The organism is Bradyrhizobium sp. HKCCYLRH3073, assembly GCF_051167995.1.
Lineage (GTDB): Bacteria > Pseudomonadota > Alphaproteobacteria > Rhizobiales > Xanthobacteraceae > Bradyrhizobium.
The window spans coordinates 250,022-266,050 of record NZ_JBNPUD010000005.1 but is presented as its reverse complement, the minus strand read 5'-3'; the positions used below and the strand labels follow the sequence as shown (position 1 = coordinate 266,050).

Annotated in this window: 14 protein-coding genes; 6 read left to right on the top strand and 8 right to left on the bottom strand. The window is 65.4% G+C overall.

Annotated elements, in window-relative coordinates; all coding sequences use genetic code 11:
* The first annotated feature begins 85 nt into the window (after window positions 1-85).
* The 4 genes from ACQR1X_RS15005 to ACQR1X_RS14990 all read left to right on the top strand — a co-directional run bounded on the left by ACQR1X_RS15005 (window position 86) and on the right by ACQR1X_RS14990 (window position 2,520).
* On the top strand, window positions 86-832 hold the full coding sequence (locus tag ACQR1X_RS15005) for an SDR family NAD(P)-dependent oxidoreductase (RefSeq protein WP_434846583.1): 747 nt from the start codon (window positions 86-88) through the stop codon (window positions 830-832).
* Window positions 833-929: 97 nt separating this feature from the next.
* Window positions 930-1,319: a GFA family protein gene (locus ACQR1X_RS15000; protein WP_316180720.1), complete on the top strand. Its 390-nt coding sequence runs from the start codon at window positions 930-932 to the stop codon at window positions 1,317-1,319.
* A 54-nt stretch (window positions 1,320-1,373) separates the two neighbouring features.
* Window positions 1,374-2,054, top strand: coding sequence for a site-2 protease family protein (locus tag ACQR1X_RS14995; RefSeq protein ID WP_316216295.1), 681 nt, complete (start codon window positions 1,374-1,376; stop codon window positions 2,052-2,054).
* A gap of 61 nt (window positions 2,055-2,115) precedes the next feature.
* Complete coding sequence (locus ACQR1X_RS14990; RefSeq protein ID WP_316180740.1) at window positions 2,116-2,520, top strand: hypothetical protein; 405 nt, start codon at window positions 2,116-2,118, stop codon at window positions 2,518-2,520.
* Window positions 2,521-2,548: 28 nt separating this feature from the next.
* On the opposite strand, the gene ACQR1X_RS14985 is transcribed toward ACQR1X_RS14990, so the two are convergent.
* From ACQR1X_RS14985 to ACQR1X_RS14955, 7 genes are all read right to left on the bottom strand, one after another.
* Window positions 2,549-3,340: an energy transducer TonB family protein gene (locus tag ACQR1X_RS14985; RefSeq protein ID WP_316237833.1), complete on the bottom strand. Its 792-nt coding sequence runs from the start codon at window positions 3,338-3,340 to the stop codon at window positions 2,549-2,551.
* Window positions 3,341-3,354: 14 nt separating this feature from the next.
* On the bottom strand, window positions 3,355-3,825 hold the full coding sequence (locus ACQR1X_RS14980) for a biopolymer transporter ExbD (RefSeq protein WP_434899104.1): 471 nt from the start codon (window positions 3,823-3,825) through the stop codon (window positions 3,355-3,357).
* A 6-nt stretch (window positions 3,826-3,831) separates the two neighbouring features.
* Window positions 3,832-4,770 (bottom strand): tonB-system energizer ExbB, encoded by a 939-nt coding sequence (exbB, locus tag ACQR1X_RS14975; protein ID WP_434884395.1) that lies wholly within the window; start codon window positions 4,768-4,770, stop codon window positions 3,832-3,834.
* A gap of 11 nt (window positions 4,771-4,781) precedes the next feature.
* Window positions 4,782-5,471 (bottom strand): Fe2+-dependent dioxygenase, encoded by a 690-nt coding sequence (locus ACQR1X_RS14970; RefSeq protein WP_434899103.1) that lies wholly within the window; start codon window positions 5,469-5,471, stop codon window positions 4,782-4,784.
* A 2-nt stretch (window positions 5,472-5,473) separates the two neighbouring features.
* Window positions 5,474-7,894 (bottom strand): TonB-dependent receptor, encoded by a 2,421-nt coding sequence (locus ACQR1X_RS14965; protein ID WP_434899102.1) that lies wholly within the window; start codon window positions 7,892-7,894, stop codon window positions 5,474-5,476.
* A gap of 258 nt (window positions 7,895-8,152) precedes the next feature.
* The gene (locus ACQR1X_RS14960) at window positions 8,153-8,413 is read right to left on the bottom strand and encodes a hypothetical protein (RefSeq protein ID WP_316180739.1); all 261 of its coding nucleotides are present in this window, start codon (window positions 8,411-8,413) and stop codon (window positions 8,153-8,155) included.
* A gap of 375 nt (window positions 8,414-8,788) precedes the next feature.
* Window positions 8,789-9,250, bottom strand: coding sequence for a MarR family winged helix-turn-helix transcriptional regulator (locus ACQR1X_RS14955; RefSeq protein WP_315803121.1), 462 nt, complete (start codon window positions 9,248-9,250; stop codon window positions 8,789-8,791).
* Between the two features lie 146 nt (window positions 9,251-9,396).
* Between ACQR1X_RS14955 and ACQR1X_RS14950 the strand changes: the two genes are divergently transcribed.
* Together ACQR1X_RS14950 and ACQR1X_RS14945 are read left to right on the top strand one after the other, a co-directional pair.
* The gene (locus ACQR1X_RS14950; RefSeq protein WP_409997941.1) at window positions 9,397-10,578 is read left to right on the top strand and encodes an efflux RND transporter periplasmic adaptor subunit; all 1,182 of its coding nucleotides are present in this window, start codon (window positions 9,397-9,399) and stop codon (window positions 10,576-10,578) included.
* On the top strand, window positions 10,575-13,721 hold the full coding sequence (locus ACQR1X_RS14945) for a multidrug efflux RND transporter permease subunit (protein WP_434899101.1): 3,147 nt from the start codon (window positions 10,575-10,577) through the stop codon (window positions 13,719-13,721). Before ACQR1X_RS14950 ends, ACQR1X_RS14945 begins: the two co-directional genes overlap by 4 nt.
* Window positions 13,722-13,747: 26 nt before the next feature.
* Here ACQR1X_RS14945 and ACQR1X_RS14940 read toward each other — a convergent pair whose 3' ends face one another.
* Entirely contained in the window at window positions 13,748-16,027 is a 2,280-nt protein-coding gene (locus ACQR1X_RS14940; RefSeq protein ID WP_434899100.1) for a sulfatase-like hydrolase/transferase, read from the bottom strand.
* Window positions 16,028-16,029 lie beyond the last annotated feature (2 nt).

Below are 16,029 nucleotides of genomic sequence, written 5' to 3'. Positions count from 1 at the left end.
GATGAGGCCCGGATGTCAGGGGCCTCATGGTTCGAGACGCGCTGCGCGCTCCTCACCATGAGGGTCGAAAGAGGAGTCTTTCTTCATGAACCACATCGATCTCGCCAACCGCTGCGCCGTCGTCACCGGCGGCGCGCAGGGCTTTGGCCGCGCCGTCACCGAGCGCTTCAAGGCCTCCGGGGCCAAGGTCGCGATCTGGGATCACGACATCGCGCTGGCGGAGAAGACCGCGCAGGAGATCGGTCCGGAGGTGCTGGCGCTGCAGGTCGACGTCACCGACACCAAAGCGGTCGAAGGCGCGCGTGACGCGACGCTGGCCGCGTTCGGCAGCATCGACATCCTGGTCAACAATGCCGGCATCGCCGGCATCAACAAGACGGTGTGGGAGACCGATCTCGATGAGTGGCGCAAGGTGCTGCGCATCAATCTCGACGGTCCCTTCATCTGCGCCAAGGCGATCGTGCCGGTGATGCTGAAGCAGGGCTATGGCCGCGTCGTCAACATCGCCTCGATCGCCGGCAAGGAGGGCAACCCGAATGCCGCGCACTACTCGGCGTCCAAAGCCGGCCTGATCGCGCTGACCAAGTCGCTCGGCAAGGAACTGGCGCAGCACAACATCACGGTGAATGCGGTGACGCCGGCGGCGGCGAAGACCGCGATCTTCGACCAGATGACGGACGCGCACATCAACTTCATGCTGTCGAAGATCCCGAAGGGCCGCTTCGTGCTGGTGGAAGAGCTCGCCGCGCTGGTGTCGTGGCTGGCCTCGGAGGAGTGTTCGTTCTCGACCGGCGCCGTGTTCGACATTTCCGGCGGCCGCGCGACCTATTAGTTTGCGGCGGGGCGAGCAAAGGTGCCAACGCAGACGGCGATGGGCCCACCTTCGTCTCGCTGGCGATACGGATGTCCCGATCCATGGAGCTTGCCTGATGACCCACCACGGCGGCTGCTTCTGCGGCGCGGTGCGCTTCCAATGCACGGGCGAGCCGATCAATGTGCGCGTCTGCCATTGCCGCAACTGCCAGCGGGCGACGGGCGCGCCGTTCTTCGCCCGCGCGCTGTTCTCGCACGACGCTTTGACGATCACCGGCGAAACCGCGCGCTTCCCCTCCTCCGACGCGCTCGACCGCATGTTCTGCCCGCGCTGCGGAGTCAGGCTGTTCTCATGGCGCACCACGCGCCCGGTGGTCGGCGTGGCCCTGGCCTGCTTCGACGACCGCAACGCCTTTGCCCCGACCGAGCACATCTGGGTCTCGGAAAAGATCGATTGGGTGCAGCTCAGCGACGGACTGCCGCAATTTCCGGAAAATCCCGCGTAGCATCAAGGAACCATCGTGCCTATGTAGGGCACAACGCGTCCGGAAACCCGATCCTTGAACATCTCGCTCTACGGCATTTCCGTCTGGATCCTGCCGATCATCATCGCCATCACCTTTCATGAGGCTGCTCACGCCTTCGTCGCCTGGCGGTTCGGCGACGAGACCGCGTTGCGACTCGGTCGCGTCAGCTTCAACCCGGTCCGGCACATCGATCCGTTCGGCACGATTCTGCTGCCGGGCATGCTGCTGCTGTCCGGCTCGCCGTTCCTGTTCGGCTACGCCAAGCCGGTGCCGGTCGATTTTCGCAATCTGCAGCCGCTCCGCGCCGGCATGGTGATGGTGGCGCTGGCGGGACCCGCCACCAACATCGCGCTCGCGCTGGCGGCGGGACTGGCGTTCCACGCCCTTCCGCTGGTTCCACCTGAGGCCGCGCGGTGGGTGGCGAGCAATCTATGGAATATTTTCTCGTTCAACATTCTGCTCGCCGTGTTCAACATGCTCCCGATACCGCCGCTCGACGGGGGCCGGGTCGCGGTCGGTGTCCTGCCGGCGGTGCTGGCGCGGCCGCTGGCCCGGCTCGAGCCGTACGGCATGCTGATTCTGATCGGATGCCTGATCCTCCTGCCGCTGGCGGGTTCCCAGTTCGGTCTCAATCTTGATCTTGTGTCGGGGCTGCTCCGCGCCACGACCGATTCTCTGAAGCAGCTGCTTCTGCTATTGACGGGTAATGCCTAGATCTACCCGTCAGGGATGGTAACGAACGAGCCCCGAGGCACTCTTGGTCAAAGCCGCCGACATGATGATCGCACGCCGCGCCGACACCCGCGCCCGTGCCGATTTCGCGACCTGGAAGATGATCGCCAAGCTGAACGGCGCCTCCGGCCTGCCGCCGGCGGCGCAGGAATTCCTGGCCAGCTACAAGGCCCGCCTTGGCGACATGCCGGAGGACGAGGCGACCGAGGCCACCATCCGCGAGATGTACAAGGCCTATTATGCCGAGATGGGCGGCGGCGGCGCCCCGCCCGAGGTCAAGCCGGTCACAGCTGAGCCGGTGACCGACAATGTCACCGCCTTCCGCAAGCTGCCGCCGAAGCCGAAGGCGGCGCAAAGCGGGACGACCGCTCCGCGCAAGCTGCCGGTCGGGCTGATCTTCGCCGCGCTCTGCGTGGTCTATGTCGGGATCAGACTGTATTGGCAGTGACGCTCGCGGTCGGCCGCTCGTCCTGACGTCAGGTCTTGGTCGCCGGGAACTTGACGACGATGTTGAAGGGGATCTCGTCGTCGGAGACTTGCGCCGGCGGCTTGGGGAACGGGTCGGAGCGGCGGACCATCGCCACGGCCTCGCGGTCGTAGTCCGGATCTCCGGACGATTGGATCACGTCGACAGAGATCACGTTGCCGCGGCGGTTCAGCTTGAACGACACCCGCACGCTGCCGCCTTGCGTCTTGCCGGCCGGATATTTCTGGTTCTTCTTCACGATCAGGCTGAGCTTGCGCTGCCAGTTCGTCGTCTGCGGATCCCGGTCCTTGCCCATGCCGGTCGGATCGGGCGCCTTGACCCGCTCGGCGTCGGGCACCTTCGCATCGAGCGTCTTCCGCGAGCTGTCGATGGCCGAGTCGTGCGCCTCGGAGGCGTTCGTCTCGACGGCGGCGACCTTCTCCTCCTCCGTCGGCTTCTTGACCTCGGTGGGCGAGACCCGCTGGTCGGCCTCCTCCGTGGTGGTTGGAACACCCTTCTGCAGATCCGCCTGCTCGGTCTCGGCCTTCTGCTCCGGGGTCGCGACCGAAGCCGTCTCCGCGACGGAATCGACGCCGTTGGGCAGATCGTTCTCCTCGACCTTCGGTGCGGCCAGCTCGACATCGATGACGTCAGCGGCGGTGCCGAGCCCGCCGCCGTCATCGTCGCCATGGGCCGTGGTCAGCGCCACCGCGACGCCCCCGACATGGAGCGCGACGGCCACCATTGCGGCCGCGAACCAGGCGACCCGCGAAGTCGAAAGTCCGGTCTCGAGGTCACTCATCTCAGAACGGCCGCTCAGGGTTGTGGGGCCGGCGCCGCGGCGGCGTCACCCGCCGCGCTAGGCACGCGCTCCAGCGCCACCAGCTTGAATTTATAGCCGGCACTGCGCAGCAGCTCCAGGACCTCCATGACCTCGCCATAGGGCGCCGCGCGGTCGCCGCGCAGGAACACGGTTCGGTCGTCCGCGGCGTGATCGGCCATCACCCTGTTCAGCTCGGACAGCAGGTCGACCCGCTTCACGGGGCTCTCGCCGATCGCCAGCGTGAGGTCGGGCTTGATCGAGACGTAGGTCGGCTTGTCCGGCTTCTTCTGCGGCGTCGCCGTCGACGACGGCAGATCGATCGGAAGGTCGACGGTCGAGAGCGGCGCGGCCACCATGAAGATGATCAAGAGCACCAGGATGACGTCGATGAACGGCGTCACGTTGATGTCGTGGGTCTCGTCGAAATCGTCGTCGAGATCGCCTTCGGAGAGCGAGACGGCCATCGCCTGCTACTCCGCCGCCCGGACGTGAAGACCGCCATGGCTGCGATCGAGATCGCGCGACAGCAATCGTCCGGTGGTGCCGGAGGCGCGGTTGACGAGCTCGAGATAGCCCTTCGTGACCCGCGAGAAGTGGTTGTAGATGATGACCGCCGGGATCGCGGCAGCGAGACCGATCGCGGTCGCCAGCAGCGCTTCCGCGATGCCCGGCGCGACCACCGCGAGGTTGGTGGTCTGCGATTTGGAAATGCCGATGAAGCTGTTCATGATGCCCCAGACGGTGCCGAACAGCCCGACGAACGGCGAGATCGCGCCGACGGTGGCGAGCAGGCCCATGCCAGTGCGGACGCGGCGCGCTTCGGCGCGGACGATCTCGGTGAAGCTCGAGGCCGCGCGCTCCTTGATGCCCTCGTCACTGCCGAGCCCGGCCGAGAGCCGCGCCTCGGCGATCGCAGCCTGCAGCAGCACGGTCGCGACGTTCTTGCTCTGTCCGAGCGCGAGCTGGGCCTCGGCCAGCGACTTCGCCGCGGACAATTTGCGCAACGCCCCGACCAGCCGGCGACGCAGGACGGAAAATTCGAGGCTCTTGGCGATCAGGATCGTCCAGCTCGCGACCGAGGCCAGCGCCAGCATGATCATGACCGCTTTGACGACGATGTCGGCCTTGAGAAACATGCCGAGCGGTGACAGCTCGTCGAGCCCGGTGCTCACCGACTTGCCAGCTCGGGTGGCGCTCTCACTGCCCGCCGGCGCAGCGGTCGTTGCGGCCGTCTGGCCCGACGCAGGAGGAGCCATCGTCTGCGCTGTGCCCGGTGCCGGCGCGGAGAGATCGGTCGAGACCGCCGGCGCGGACCTGGCCGGCTCCTGCTGCGCATGTGCAGGTAGCCCCGCAGCAACAGACAGACATGACAGGACGATTGCAAACCTAACGAGGAACGATGTCATCATATCTCGGCCCATTAGACCTCGGCCCACTGCCGGATCAGATTGTGATAGATGCCGGTCAGCTTGACAGCATCGGGATCGTCCCTCCCGAGGCGTTCCGCCAAGCTCTGGATCGCCGTGTCCAGATCGAAGATCATGCTCCGGACGTGGGCATCCCGTATCATGCTCTGCATCCAGAAAAAAGAGGCGACCCGGGCGCCGCGCGTGACCGGCGTGACCATGTGAAGGCTCGATGACGGATACAGCACCGCCTGCCCCGCGGGCAACTTGACTTCGTGTGAGCCGTAGGTGTCCTCGATCACAAGCTCGCCACCGTCATAGCTGTCGGGCTCGGCCAGGAACAAGGTCATCGACAGATCGGTGCGGATGCGCAGGCCTGTCAAGGGATCGCCACGCACGGCATTGTCGACATGGATGCCGAAATGGTCGCCCCGCGCGGCGGTGTAGCGGTTGAACAAGGGCGGAAAGATCTGCAGCGGGATCGCCGCCGACAGGAAGCGCGGATTTTTCGTCAGCGCCGTGATGATGCGCTGGCCCAGCACCCGCGCCGCCTCGCCGCTGGGCGGCAATTGCTCGTTGCGCTTGACCATGGCCGACTGCGCCCCGGCCGTCGAGCGGCCGTCCTCCCAATCCGCCGCATCCATGATGCGGCGGAAGTCGGCCACCTCGTCTTTCGACAGAACGTCCGGGATGCAGATCAGCATGATCAAAACTTCGCAGTGGTGACGATGTAGAAGGCGCGCCCCGGCGCCACGGCGACGAACGGCACCGCGCTCCGATACAGCGTGTCGTAGTACAGCTTGTTGGTCAGGTTCTGCGCGTAGAGCTTCATCGTCCAGTTCTTGTCGAGCTGCTTCTCGACGAAGGCGTCGAAGCGCCAGTAGCTCGGCAGCTCGTTGCCGGTGTTGGCCGCGAAGGTGCCGCCATACACCTTGGAGCGGTAGACCGCCTGCCCGCCGATCTCCCAGCCATTGTCGAGCTTGTACTTCGACAGCATGCTGAACGACTGGTGGGCGATATTGGCGAGCTGCAGGCCGATGTTGGAGGCGACGCCGCTCTGCGTGACCTTCGACTGCATCAGCACCAGGCCGCCGAAGATGCTCCAGCGATCGGTAAGCTTGCCTTCCGCCTCGATGTCGATGCCCTGGATGCGGTAGGCCGCGCCCGAGGTGAGCAGGCCGCCGACGGTCTCGCGGGCATTGTCCTTGGTTGTCTGGAACAGCGCAGCTGAGACCAGCAGATGGCGATCGACCAGCTCCCATTTGGTGCCGAGCTCGGCCGCCTTGTTGCGCTCGGGTCCGAGCAGGACTGCGGTGTTGGCGGGCACGCCGCCGTAGTCGGTACCGGTGGCGTCGAGCTCGGAGCCGAACGGATTGGCCGAGGTCGCATAGGCCGCGTAGATGCTGCCGATCGGCATCGGCTTGTAGACCAGGCCGACATTGTAGTTGACCAGGTCGGCGTTCATCTTGAGGTATTTCGGCGAATTGGTCGACGAGCTCATGTTGTAGCCGTCATAGCGCACCCCGCCGTTCAGGATGATGATGTCCCGCCAATTGGCGGTATCCATCGCGTAGACGCTGTTGGTGTTGACGCCGTAGCGCGTCGGGTTGCCGGACAGCGACGGTGTGTTGCTGAACGGAATGTAGGTATATTGCGGCGAGTAAACGTTGACGCCGGTGACGGCGCCGTTACTGGTCGAGCCGCCGCCGAACAGCTCCGATGACAGTCCGGTGTAGCGGTCGATCGAGATGTTCTCGTTCGAGAACTCGGTGCCGAGCACGGCGGTGTGCTTGACGCCGCCGGTATCGAGCTTGAACGTGGCGTCGTTCTGGTTGGCCCAGACGTCCACGGTCTGATAGCGGCTCTGCGCACTGGCCGTGGTGGTCCAGAGCAGCGGATTCGCGTTGGTCGTGTTCGGATTCTGCGGCAGCGTGCCGATATAGTTGAGCAGCGAGTGCTCGCCGCGGAACTTGCTGCTGAGCGTGATGGCCTCGTTGACCTTGTACTCGGCCGCGGCGGTGCCAAAATCCTGCCGCGCGGTCTGGAAGTCGCGATTGAGGAAGCCATACCAGGTGCCGCGCGGAATGCCGGCCGAGGTCACCGGCACGTTGCCCTGCTTGTAGTAGGGCACGCCGAAATCGGGATAGCCGGACAGATCGGTGTGAACGTAGTTGGTCGTGATTTTGAGATCGTCGATCGGCGTCCACTTGGTCGAGAGAAAGGCGCCCCAGCGGTCGTCGGTGACGAAATTGCGCCCGGCGACGTTGGAGTCCTGGAACAGACCGCCGGTGCGCACCGAGACGGTCGGCGAGATCACCTGGTTGACGTCGAGCGTGACGCGCTTCTGCTGATCGGTGCCGAACTCGGTATCCATCCGCTTGAAGTTGGTGTCGCCGGCCTGCTTGGTGACGATGTTGATGGCACCGCCGGCCGTGCCGCGCCCTGCATAGGACGACGCGGGGCCGCGCAGGATCTCGATCTGCTCGGTGAAGAAGTTCTCGCGGATCGATACCGCGGGATCGCGGATGCCGTCGATGAACACGTCGTTGCGGGCATCGAAGCCGCGGATGAAGAAGCGGTCGCCGAATGCATTGCCGCCCTCGCCCGAGCCGAGCGTGACGCCGGCGGTCGAGCGGCCGATTTCCTTGAGCGCCGTGACGTGCTTGTCGGCAAGCACCTCCTTGCTCATCACCGTGATGGTCTTGGGCGTGTTCAGCAGCGGCTCGGGAAACTTGCCGGACGCCTGCACGCGGTTGACCTTGTAGGGCTCGGCGGCGTCCGCGTAGGGGTTGGCGTCCGGCGCGGACAGGCCGCCTGCGTTCGGGAACGCCACCGCGGCCTGCTGCGCCGCCTGTTGGCGGGCCGCCGCGCGGCGCAGGGCATTGCGCGCGCGGACCTGCTCGGCGGTCGGCTTGGAGGACGTCGGCTTGGCCCGCGCGATCGGCGCATCGACGTTGACGGGCGGCAGGTCGGATGCCGGCTGCGCCTCGGCCGACGACATCGACGCCACCGCCATCAGCCCGGCCACCGCCGACACCTTGGTGACGGAGGGCCCCTCTCCTCGTCCGTCATTGAACTTCATCGCTGCGGCTCCACGCAGCGACCGCGGTGCTCTCACCTGTCCCATTTATTTTCACGCGCCCCAGATTTTCATTCCACATCGCTTACGCGGATCATTCGCAGTGCGACGATGTGTCGTTGGTATCGGGCGCGTTTCAGGGGGTCAATTTGAGGAGCCCTAATTTGGCCTTGAATAGTTCCAGATCAAAACAATTCTAAAAACGCGCAACTAACAACGTGCGGAACTTGAAATCGTTCTAAACAGCGCGATTCGCCTCGCGCTGCCGTCGAATCACCACTGCGTCGCACGTCACTCCGGCGCAGGTCAGTTCGACGAGCCAGCCGGCCCGTCGCTGCTCGGCGGCTTCATCAGCGAGAACAGCTCGTCCACGGTCTGCACCGCGATCTGGCGCACGCGATCGGAATCGTCGATGCCGGCGATCCGCACGCCCTTGACGACGGCCCTGATCTCATCGCGAAAATCGGTCAGGAAGCGCAACGGATCGCGCTGCTCGTTGGCGACGCGTGCGATCAGACCAGTGACCAGGATCTGGCACGCGAGCATCTTTCCATTCAGTTCTTCCATCGTGAGCTCCCCATTCGCTATCGTCGCACGGCGCATCGTCGGACGACGCGGCCTCGCTCCGGTTGAATCCTGCCGCTGCCCGACGGCGCCATGACGGCGGCCGGACTCATCGGCTTCTAATCAGCTCCCATCGGGCGCGACAAGACGGCGAGAATAGGTCGGAGTGCGGCGTTCGCACGAGAGACCCGCGCGGCCCGCGAATGGTCCGGAGCGGCGCGCTGCCCAACGATGGCGGCAGAGGATCGCCACAGACCGCCCTGCTCTCGCGCAGGCCACGCTGCGCGGCAAGGCCAAGCTTGTCCGCGGCTTTTCGCACTCAAGATGTTTTACGATACGACACAACTCAAGATGAGACCGGTCTGCGCTGCGCCTCGGCTATTTGAGCGCCACCTCGGCTTTCGGATCGGACAGCGTCTTGATCCGATCCTTCAGGTCCCTGAGCGTCGACAGGCTGGTGGCGACGGCCTCGTCCGGAATGTCGTGCAGAACGTCGCCGGCGATCGCATCGCGCAGCTCGTCGAGATCATCGACGAGCTCTCGTCCCGCGGCGGTGAGATGGAGACGGTTCGCGCGGCGATCCCTCGGATCGTGCCTGCGCTCCAGCAACCCCTGCTCCACCAGCCTGTCGAGCAGACGCACCAGTGAAATCGGCTGCAGTTCCAGCACTTCTGCGAGATCGACCTGTGACATCCCCTCATGCGCGCGCAGCCGAAACAGCACCACCCATTGGGCGCGGGTCGTGCCGCGCTGTTTGGCACGATGATCAATATAGTTGCGCAGGATGCGCGAGCTTTCGACAAGCTGCGTAACGAGCTGCCGTCTCATATCCAGCGACATGGCTGTGAACTCCCTTGCGATCCCTCGAAGCTTGCCGATTGTTTAGGTTTGTCCACGCGCTCGTGTGTTTACACATTAATTGCGTGCGTACTATATCTGGCATGCTGGGAATGGTTTTAAAGACCGGTTATCCTGTTCGTCTCAGCATGTGGGCCAGCATGAAGACATCACGAACCCTCGGTTGGATCCTGCTTGTCGCGGCTCTCGGCGGCGCCGGCTATTATGGCTGGCAGCGTCATCAGGGCGCCGAGGCAGCGAAGAAGACCGCTGAGCAGAAATCGGCCCGACCGCAGGCGGTTCGGGTCTCGACCGTGCCGGTCGAGAAGACGGACTTTCCGGTCTTCCTCACCGGCCTGGGGACCGTGCAAGGCTTCAACACCGTCCAGGTCCGCACCCGCGTCGACGGCCAGATCGACAAGATCGCCTTCACCGAAGGCCAACTCGTCAAGGAAGGCGACCTGCTGGTCGAGATCGACCCGAGGCCGTTCCAGGCCGCGCTCGACCAGGCCAAGGCCAAGCGGGCGCAGGACGAGGCCAATCTCAACAACGCCAATCTCGACCTGCAGCGCACCACCAAGCTCGGCGAGTTCGCGACCCGGCAGCAGCAGGACACCCAGCGCGCCACCGTCGCACAGCTCACGGCGCAGATCGCCGCCGACGACGCCGCGATCGCCAATGCCCAGACCCAGCTCAGCTACACCCAGGTCAAGGCGCCGATCTCCGGGGTCGCCGGCCTCCGCCAGGTCGACATCGGCAACATCGTCAACGCCTCGAGCCAGACCGGCATCGTCTCGATCGCGCAGATCGAACCGATCGCGGTGATCTTCACCGCGCCGGAAGAGCAGTTGCCCTACATCAACGAGGCGCAGAAGACCGCCCCGTTGAAGGTGATCGCGTTCACCACCGACGGCAGGAAGCAGCTCGCCGAGGGCAAGCTGATGGTCGTGAACAACCAGGTCGACACGTCCAGCGGAACGATCCGGCTGAAAGCGGTGTTCGACAACAAGGACCACGTGCTGTGGCCCGGACAGTCGGTCTCGACGCGGCTCCTGGTGCGGACGCTGAAGGACGCCACGGTGGTTCCTGACGACGCGGTCCAGCATTCGACCAGCGGGCTGTATTCCTACACGGTGAGCCCGGACAACAAGGCCGAGCTGCGCAAGGTGAAGGTCGGCGTTTCGCTCGATGGCCGGACCGTCGTCGAAGAAGGGCTGACGCCCGGCCAGCAGGTGATTACCGGCGGTCAATTCAAAGTGCAGCCAGGCTCGGTCGTGACCACCGCGGTGGCCAGCTCGGAGCCGGCGCCAGCTAAGGTCCGGCAGGAATGAACGGCGGCGGCATCTCGGCACCCTTCATCAAATACCCCATCGGCACCTCGCTGCTGATGGCAGGTATCCTGTTCATTGGCCTAGTTGCCTACCCGCTGCTGCCGGTCGCACCGCTGCCGCAGGTCGACTTCCCGACCATCCAGGTGACCGCCAATCTGCCGGGCGCCAGCCCTGAGACCATGGCGACCTCGGTCGCCCAGCCGCTGGAGCGGCAATTCGCACAGATTCCCGGCATCGCCCAGATGACGTCGACCAGTTACCTGGGCACTGCATCGGTCACGATCCAGTTCGACCTGAATCGCAACATCGACGGCGCCGCCAACGACGTCCAGGGCGCCATCAACGCCGCCTCGGGCCAGTTGCCCAAGACCCTGCCGTCGCCGCCGACCTACCGCAAGGTCAACCCGGCGGACGCGCCGATCCTGATTTTGTCCGCCACGTCCGAGACGCTGCCGCTGACGACGGTCTCCGACTCCGTCGATGCGCAGCTCGCGCAGCAGATCAGCCAGATCTCGGGTGTTGCCCAGGTGATCATCGGCGGCCAGCAGAAGCCGTCGATCCGTATCCAGATCGACCCGGCCAAGCTGGTCGCCAAGGGCCTCTCGATGGAGGACGTGCGCAGCCAGATCGCGATCACCACGGTGGACAGCCCGAAGGGCAACATCGACGGCGAGCGTCGGGCCTACACCATTTACGCCAATGACCAGCTCACCGAGTCGAAGGACTGGAACGACGTCATCATCGCCTACCGCAATGGCGGTCCGTTGCGCATCCGTGACATTGGCCGGGCGGTGACCGGACCGGAGGATGCCAAGCAGGCCGCCTGGGCCAACGGCAAGCGCGGCGTGTTCCTGGTGGTCTTCAAGCAGCCTGGCGCCAACGTCATCGAAACCGTCGACAAGATCAAGGCGACGCTGCCGCGCCTGGTTGCGGCGATCCCGCCGGCCATCAAGGTCGAGCTGATGTCGGATCGCACGACGACCATCCGTGCCGCGGTCGAAGACGTCCAGTTCACGCTGCTCCTGACCATCTTTCTGGTGGTCATGGTCATCTTCATCTTCCTGCGCAGCTTCTGGGCCACGGTGATCCCGACGATCACCGTGCCGCTCGCCCTGCTCGGCGCCTGCGCGATGATGTGGGGGGTCGGCTATTCACTCGACAACCTCTCGCTGATGGCGCTGACGATCGCGGTCGGCTTCGTCGTCGACGACGCCATCGTCATGCTCGAGAACATCTCTCGCTATGTCGAGGAAGGCGAGTCCCCGATGGCTGCCGCCTACAAGGGGGCCAAGGAGATCGGCTTCACCATTGTCTCGATCTCGATCTCGCTGGTCGCCGTGCTGATCCCGCTCTTGCTGATGGGCGGCATCATCGGGCGCCTGTTCCGCGAATTCGCGGTCGTGCTGGCGATGACGATCTTCGTCTCGATGTTCGTCTCGCTGACGTTGACGCCGATGATGGCCTCGCGTTTCCTGCGCGGCGGCCACCAGGCTCATGGCAAATTCTACCAGTGGAGCGAGCGCGGCTTCGAGGCGCTGCTCAGGGCCTACGAGAAGGGATTGGACATCGCACTGCGCTGGCGCTTCACCACGCTGATGGTGTTCTTCGCCACGCTCGGCCTGTCGATCTACCTGTTCGTGCTGATCCCCAAGGGTTTCTTCCCGCAGCAGGACAACGGCCTGATCACCGCCGCGTCGGAGGCGTCGCAGGACATCTCCTTCAAGGCGATGCAGTCGCGCCAGGAGGCGCTGGCCAAGATCGTGCAGGATGATCCGGGCGTGGCCAGCGTCGCAATGGCGATCGGCGGCTCCGGCCGCGCCGGCAATACCGGCAATCTGTTCATCACCTTGAAGCCGCGTGACGAGCGTGATGCATCGGCGCAGCAGATCATCGCACGCCTGAGGCCGCAGCTGGAGAAGGTCGAGGGAGCCCGGCTCTACATGCAGGCCGCGCAGGACGTCCGCCTCGGCGGCCGGCCGTCCCGAACCCAGTTCGAGTTCACGCTGCAGGACTCCAATCTCGCCGAGCTCAACGAGTGGGCGCCGAAGATCCTGGAGAAGATGCGCTCGCTGCCGCAGCTGCGCGACGTCGCCACCGACCAGCAGGCCGACGGCACCACCGTGCAGCTCACGATCAACCGCGACACCGCCTCGCGGTACGGCATCTCGCCGCAGCTGATCGACGACACGCTGTATGACGCGTTCGGCCAGCGTCAGGTCGCGCAGTACTTCACCCAGCTCAACTCCTACCGCGTGATCCTGGAGATCCTGCCTGAGCTGCAGGGCAATATCGACACGCTCAACAAGCTCTACGTGAAGTCGCCGACCACCGGCGACCAGGTGCCGCTCTCGACCTTCGCCAGTTGGACCAACGTGCCGGTGCGGCCGCTGTCGATCAGCCACCAGGGTCAGTTCCCGTCGATCACGATCAGCTTCAACCTCGCCCAGGGCGTCGCGCTCGGCCAGGCCACCGATGCGGTGCAGCGCGCGATGGTCGAGCTCGGCGCGCCGGCAACCTTGAACTCGAGCTTCCAGGGCACCGCGCAGGCGTTCCAGCAGTCGCTGTCGACCGTGCCGCTCTTGATCCTCGCCGCGCTCGTCGTGGTCTATCTGATCCTCGGCATCCTCTACGAGAGCTACATCCACCCGATCACGATTCTCTCGACGCTGCCCTCGGCCGGCGTCGGCGCGCTCGCGATCCTGATGGCGTTCGGCTACGATTTCAGCCTGATTGCGCTGATCGGCGTCATTCTGCTGATCGGCATCGTGAAGAAGAACGGCATCATGATGGTCGACTTCGCCATCGCCGCCGAACGCGACCAGCATCTGCCGCCGGAGCAGTCGATCCGCCAGGCCGCCCTGCTGCGCTTCCGTCCGATCATGATGACGACGATGGCGGCCCTGCTCGGCGGCGTGCCCCTGATGCTCGGCAACGGCACCGGCTCGGAGATCCGCCAGCCGCTCGGCTATGCGATGGTCGGCGGCCTGATCGTCAGCCAGATGCTGACGCTGTTCACCACGCCGGTGATCTATCTCTATCTCGACAAGGTCAACAACGCCTTCGCGCGCTGGGGCCGCGCGCATATCGACCACGAGCCCGACGCGGCCGCTGCCGGCGGCGCCGTGAAGGAAGCGGCGGAATAACGATCCGCCGCTCCCCTGGACGTCGACTATTGTCGCGCCATCTCGGCGTTGCCGACGCTTTCGCCATCCAGGCTCTGCTCGTTCTGCATCGTCACGGTCACGTGCGACAGCCGTCCGGTGAATGCGAACGGCGCCGCGTAGTCCGACACCGGGCTGCCGCGGTCGTGGCCGATGTCGAGCCCCGACCATGAGATCAGCGTGTGAAAGGCCAGCTGCGTCGTCAGCGCGCCGGCCTCCTGGCCGTCGATCAGCAACGTGTACTGGCTCATGCCGGTGCGCGCGCCCTTGGCCGGCTCGGTCTGCCGCCTCAGACGTTCGACGCGCACGCCCAGGCGATGCGATCCCGCCGGCACCGGGCGGGCCGATCTGACGATCTCGTGGCGGCCGCCGATGTTGAGATCGTGCACGAGATGGCCGTCCTTGACGTAGAGGCTGTAGCCTGACGTGGCATCGCCATGGGCGATCAGTACGCCGGATGCGCCCTCTGCATCGATCTCGACATGGGCCTCGATCAGATAGTCGCGGCTGCGCACGTCGGGGGCGACGTCGGTCGGCACATGGCCCATGCCGGCGTGGAACGTGAAGCGCGTACGCGCACCGTGGAAACGCGCGGCGTTCTCGGCAAAGCGCGGGCCGAAGCGATCGTCGAGCGGCAGCACCTGGTGCGCCTCCGCCTGCTCCCACCACAGCTTCACCAGTGCCGCGAGCCGCTCCGGCTCGGCGGCGGCGAGATTATGCGTCTCGGAGAAATCCTGCGCCAGATGGAATAGCTCCCATTTGTCGTTGTCGAACGGCGTACCGGTGGGGTGAAACGCCACCGCCTTCCAACCGTCGTGCCAGAGGCCGCGATGGCCGAACATCTCGAAATATTGCGGCACGGGCTTCGACGGCGCGGACGGATCGGTGATGGAGGCGGCGAAGCTCACGCCCTCGAGCGGCATCTGCGGCACACCCGCGATCGTGGCCGGCGCATCGATGCCGATCAGGTCGAGCAGGGTCGGCACGAGGTCGCAGGCATGGACGAACTGGTGGCGGACTTCGCCGCGCGCCGCGATGCGCTGCGGCCAGGAGACGATGAAGGGATCGCGGATGCCGCCGCCATGGGTGTTCTGCTTGTAGCGGCGCAGCGGCGTGTTCGACGCCATCGCCCAGCCATGCGGGAAGTTCGAGTGCGTATCCGGCCCGCCGATGTCGTCGATCCGCGCGAGCTTCTCGGCGACCGGCTCCGGCTTGAAGTTGAATGGTCCCATCGCGTTGACGAAGCCGAGCGGCCCGCCCTCCTGGCTGGCGCCATTGTCGGACATGACGATCACGAGCGTGTTGTCGCGCTGGCCGGTCTTGTCGAGAAAGGCGAGCAGCCGCGCCAGGTGCTGGTCGGCATGATCGAGCATGCCGGCGAAGGCCGATTGCAGCCGGGTGAAGACGCGCCGTTCGTCGTCGGAATGCGCGTCCCAGGCCTTCACGCCGTCATTGCGCGGCGGCAGATCGGTATTTTCCGGCACCAGCCCCATCGCCTTCTGCCGCGCCAGCCGCTGCGCGCGCTCGGCGTCCCAGCCATGAGCGAAGGCCGGGTCGTAGCTCTCGATGATCTCGCGGGGCGCCTGGTGCGGCGCGTGGCAGGCACCGAGCGCGAGCCAGGTCAGCCACGGCAATTCCGGTCGGTCGGCGGTGTGGTCGGCGATGAAGCGAATGGTCTGATCGACCAGATCGGCAGTCAGGTGATAGCCGTCGGCGTAGCTGCCGGGCGGACTGACAGGGGTGTTGTCGAGCACGAGCTCCGGCGCATATTGATCGGTTTCGGCGTCGAGGAAGCCGTAGAAGCGGTCGAAGCCGCGCCCCAGCGGCCAGCCGTCGAACGGCCCGGTCGCGCCGCTCTCGGTCAAGGGCGTCACGTGCCACTTGCCGACCATGTAGTTGCGATAGGCATGGGTGCGCAGCATCTCCGCCAGCGTCCCTGCCTCGCGCGCGATCTTGCCGCGATAGCCGGGATAGCCCGAGTCGAAATTGGCAAGGCAGCCGACGCCGACCGAATGATGGTTGCGGCCGGTGAGGAGCGCCGCCCGCGTGGTCGAACACATCGCGGTGGTGTGGAAGCCCGAATAGCGCAGGCCCTGCGCGGCCAGCGCGTCGATCGCGGGGGTGCGGATGGGCGAGCCGTAGCAGCCGAAATCGGAAAAGCCGACATCGTCGAACAGCACCACCAGGATGTTGGGCGCGCCCTTCGGCGGCTGCTGCGGCGCCGGCCACCACGGCCTGGAGCCTGCAATGGTCCTGCCGATCGTGCCACCGAATGCGGGCTCGCTCATGC

Coding starts and splice junctions, on each gene's coding strand:
- exbB (WP_434884395.1), bottom strand. CDS start 4,770: ATGATGACATCGTTCCTCGTTAGGTTTGCAATCGTCCTGTCATGTCTG.
- ACQR1X_RS14970 (WP_434899103.1), bottom strand. CDS start 5,471: ATGCTGATCTGCATCCCGGACGTTCTGTCGAAAGACGAGGTGGCCGAC.
- ACQR1X_RS14965 (WP_434899102.1), bottom strand. CDS start 7,894: ATGGGACAGGTGAGAGCACCGCGGTCGCTGCGTGGAGCCGCAGCGATG.
- ACQR1X_RS14985 (WP_316237833.1), bottom strand. CDS start 3,340: ATGAGTGACCTCGAGACCGGACTTTCGACTTCGCGGGTCGCCTGGTTC.
- ACQR1X_RS15005 (WP_434846583.1), top strand. CDS start 86: ATGAACCACATCGATCTCGCCAACCGCTGCGCCGTCGTCACCGGCGGC.
- ACQR1X_RS14940 (WP_434899100.1), bottom strand. CDS start 16,027: ATGAGCGAGCCCGCATTCGGTGGCACGATCGGCAGGACCATTGCAGGC.
- ACQR1X_RS14950 (WP_409997941.1), top strand. CDS start 9,397: ATGTGGGCCAGCATGAAGACATCACGAACCCTCGGTTGGATCCTGCTT.
- ACQR1X_RS14960 (WP_316180739.1), bottom strand. CDS start 8,413: ATGGAAGAACTGAATGGAAAGATGCTCGCGTGCCAGATCCTGGTCACT.
- ACQR1X_RS14980 (WP_434899104.1), bottom strand. CDS start 3,825: ATGGCCGTCTCGCTCTCCGAAGGCGATCTCGACGACGATTTCGACGAG.
- ACQR1X_RS15000 (WP_316180720.1), top strand. CDS start 930: ATGACCCACCACGGCGGCTGCTTCTGCGGCGCGGTGCGCTTCCAATGC.
- ACQR1X_RS14955 (WP_315803121.1), bottom strand. CDS start 9,250: ATGTCGCTGGATATGAGACGGCAGCTCGTTACGCAGCTTGTCGAAAGC.
- ACQR1X_RS14945 (WP_434899101.1), top strand. CDS start 10,575: ATGAACGGCGGCGGCATCTCGGCACCCTTCATCAAATACCCCATCGGC.
- ACQR1X_RS14990 (WP_316180740.1), top strand. CDS start 2,116: ATGATGATCGCACGCCGCGCCGACACCCGCGCCCGTGCCGATTTCGCG.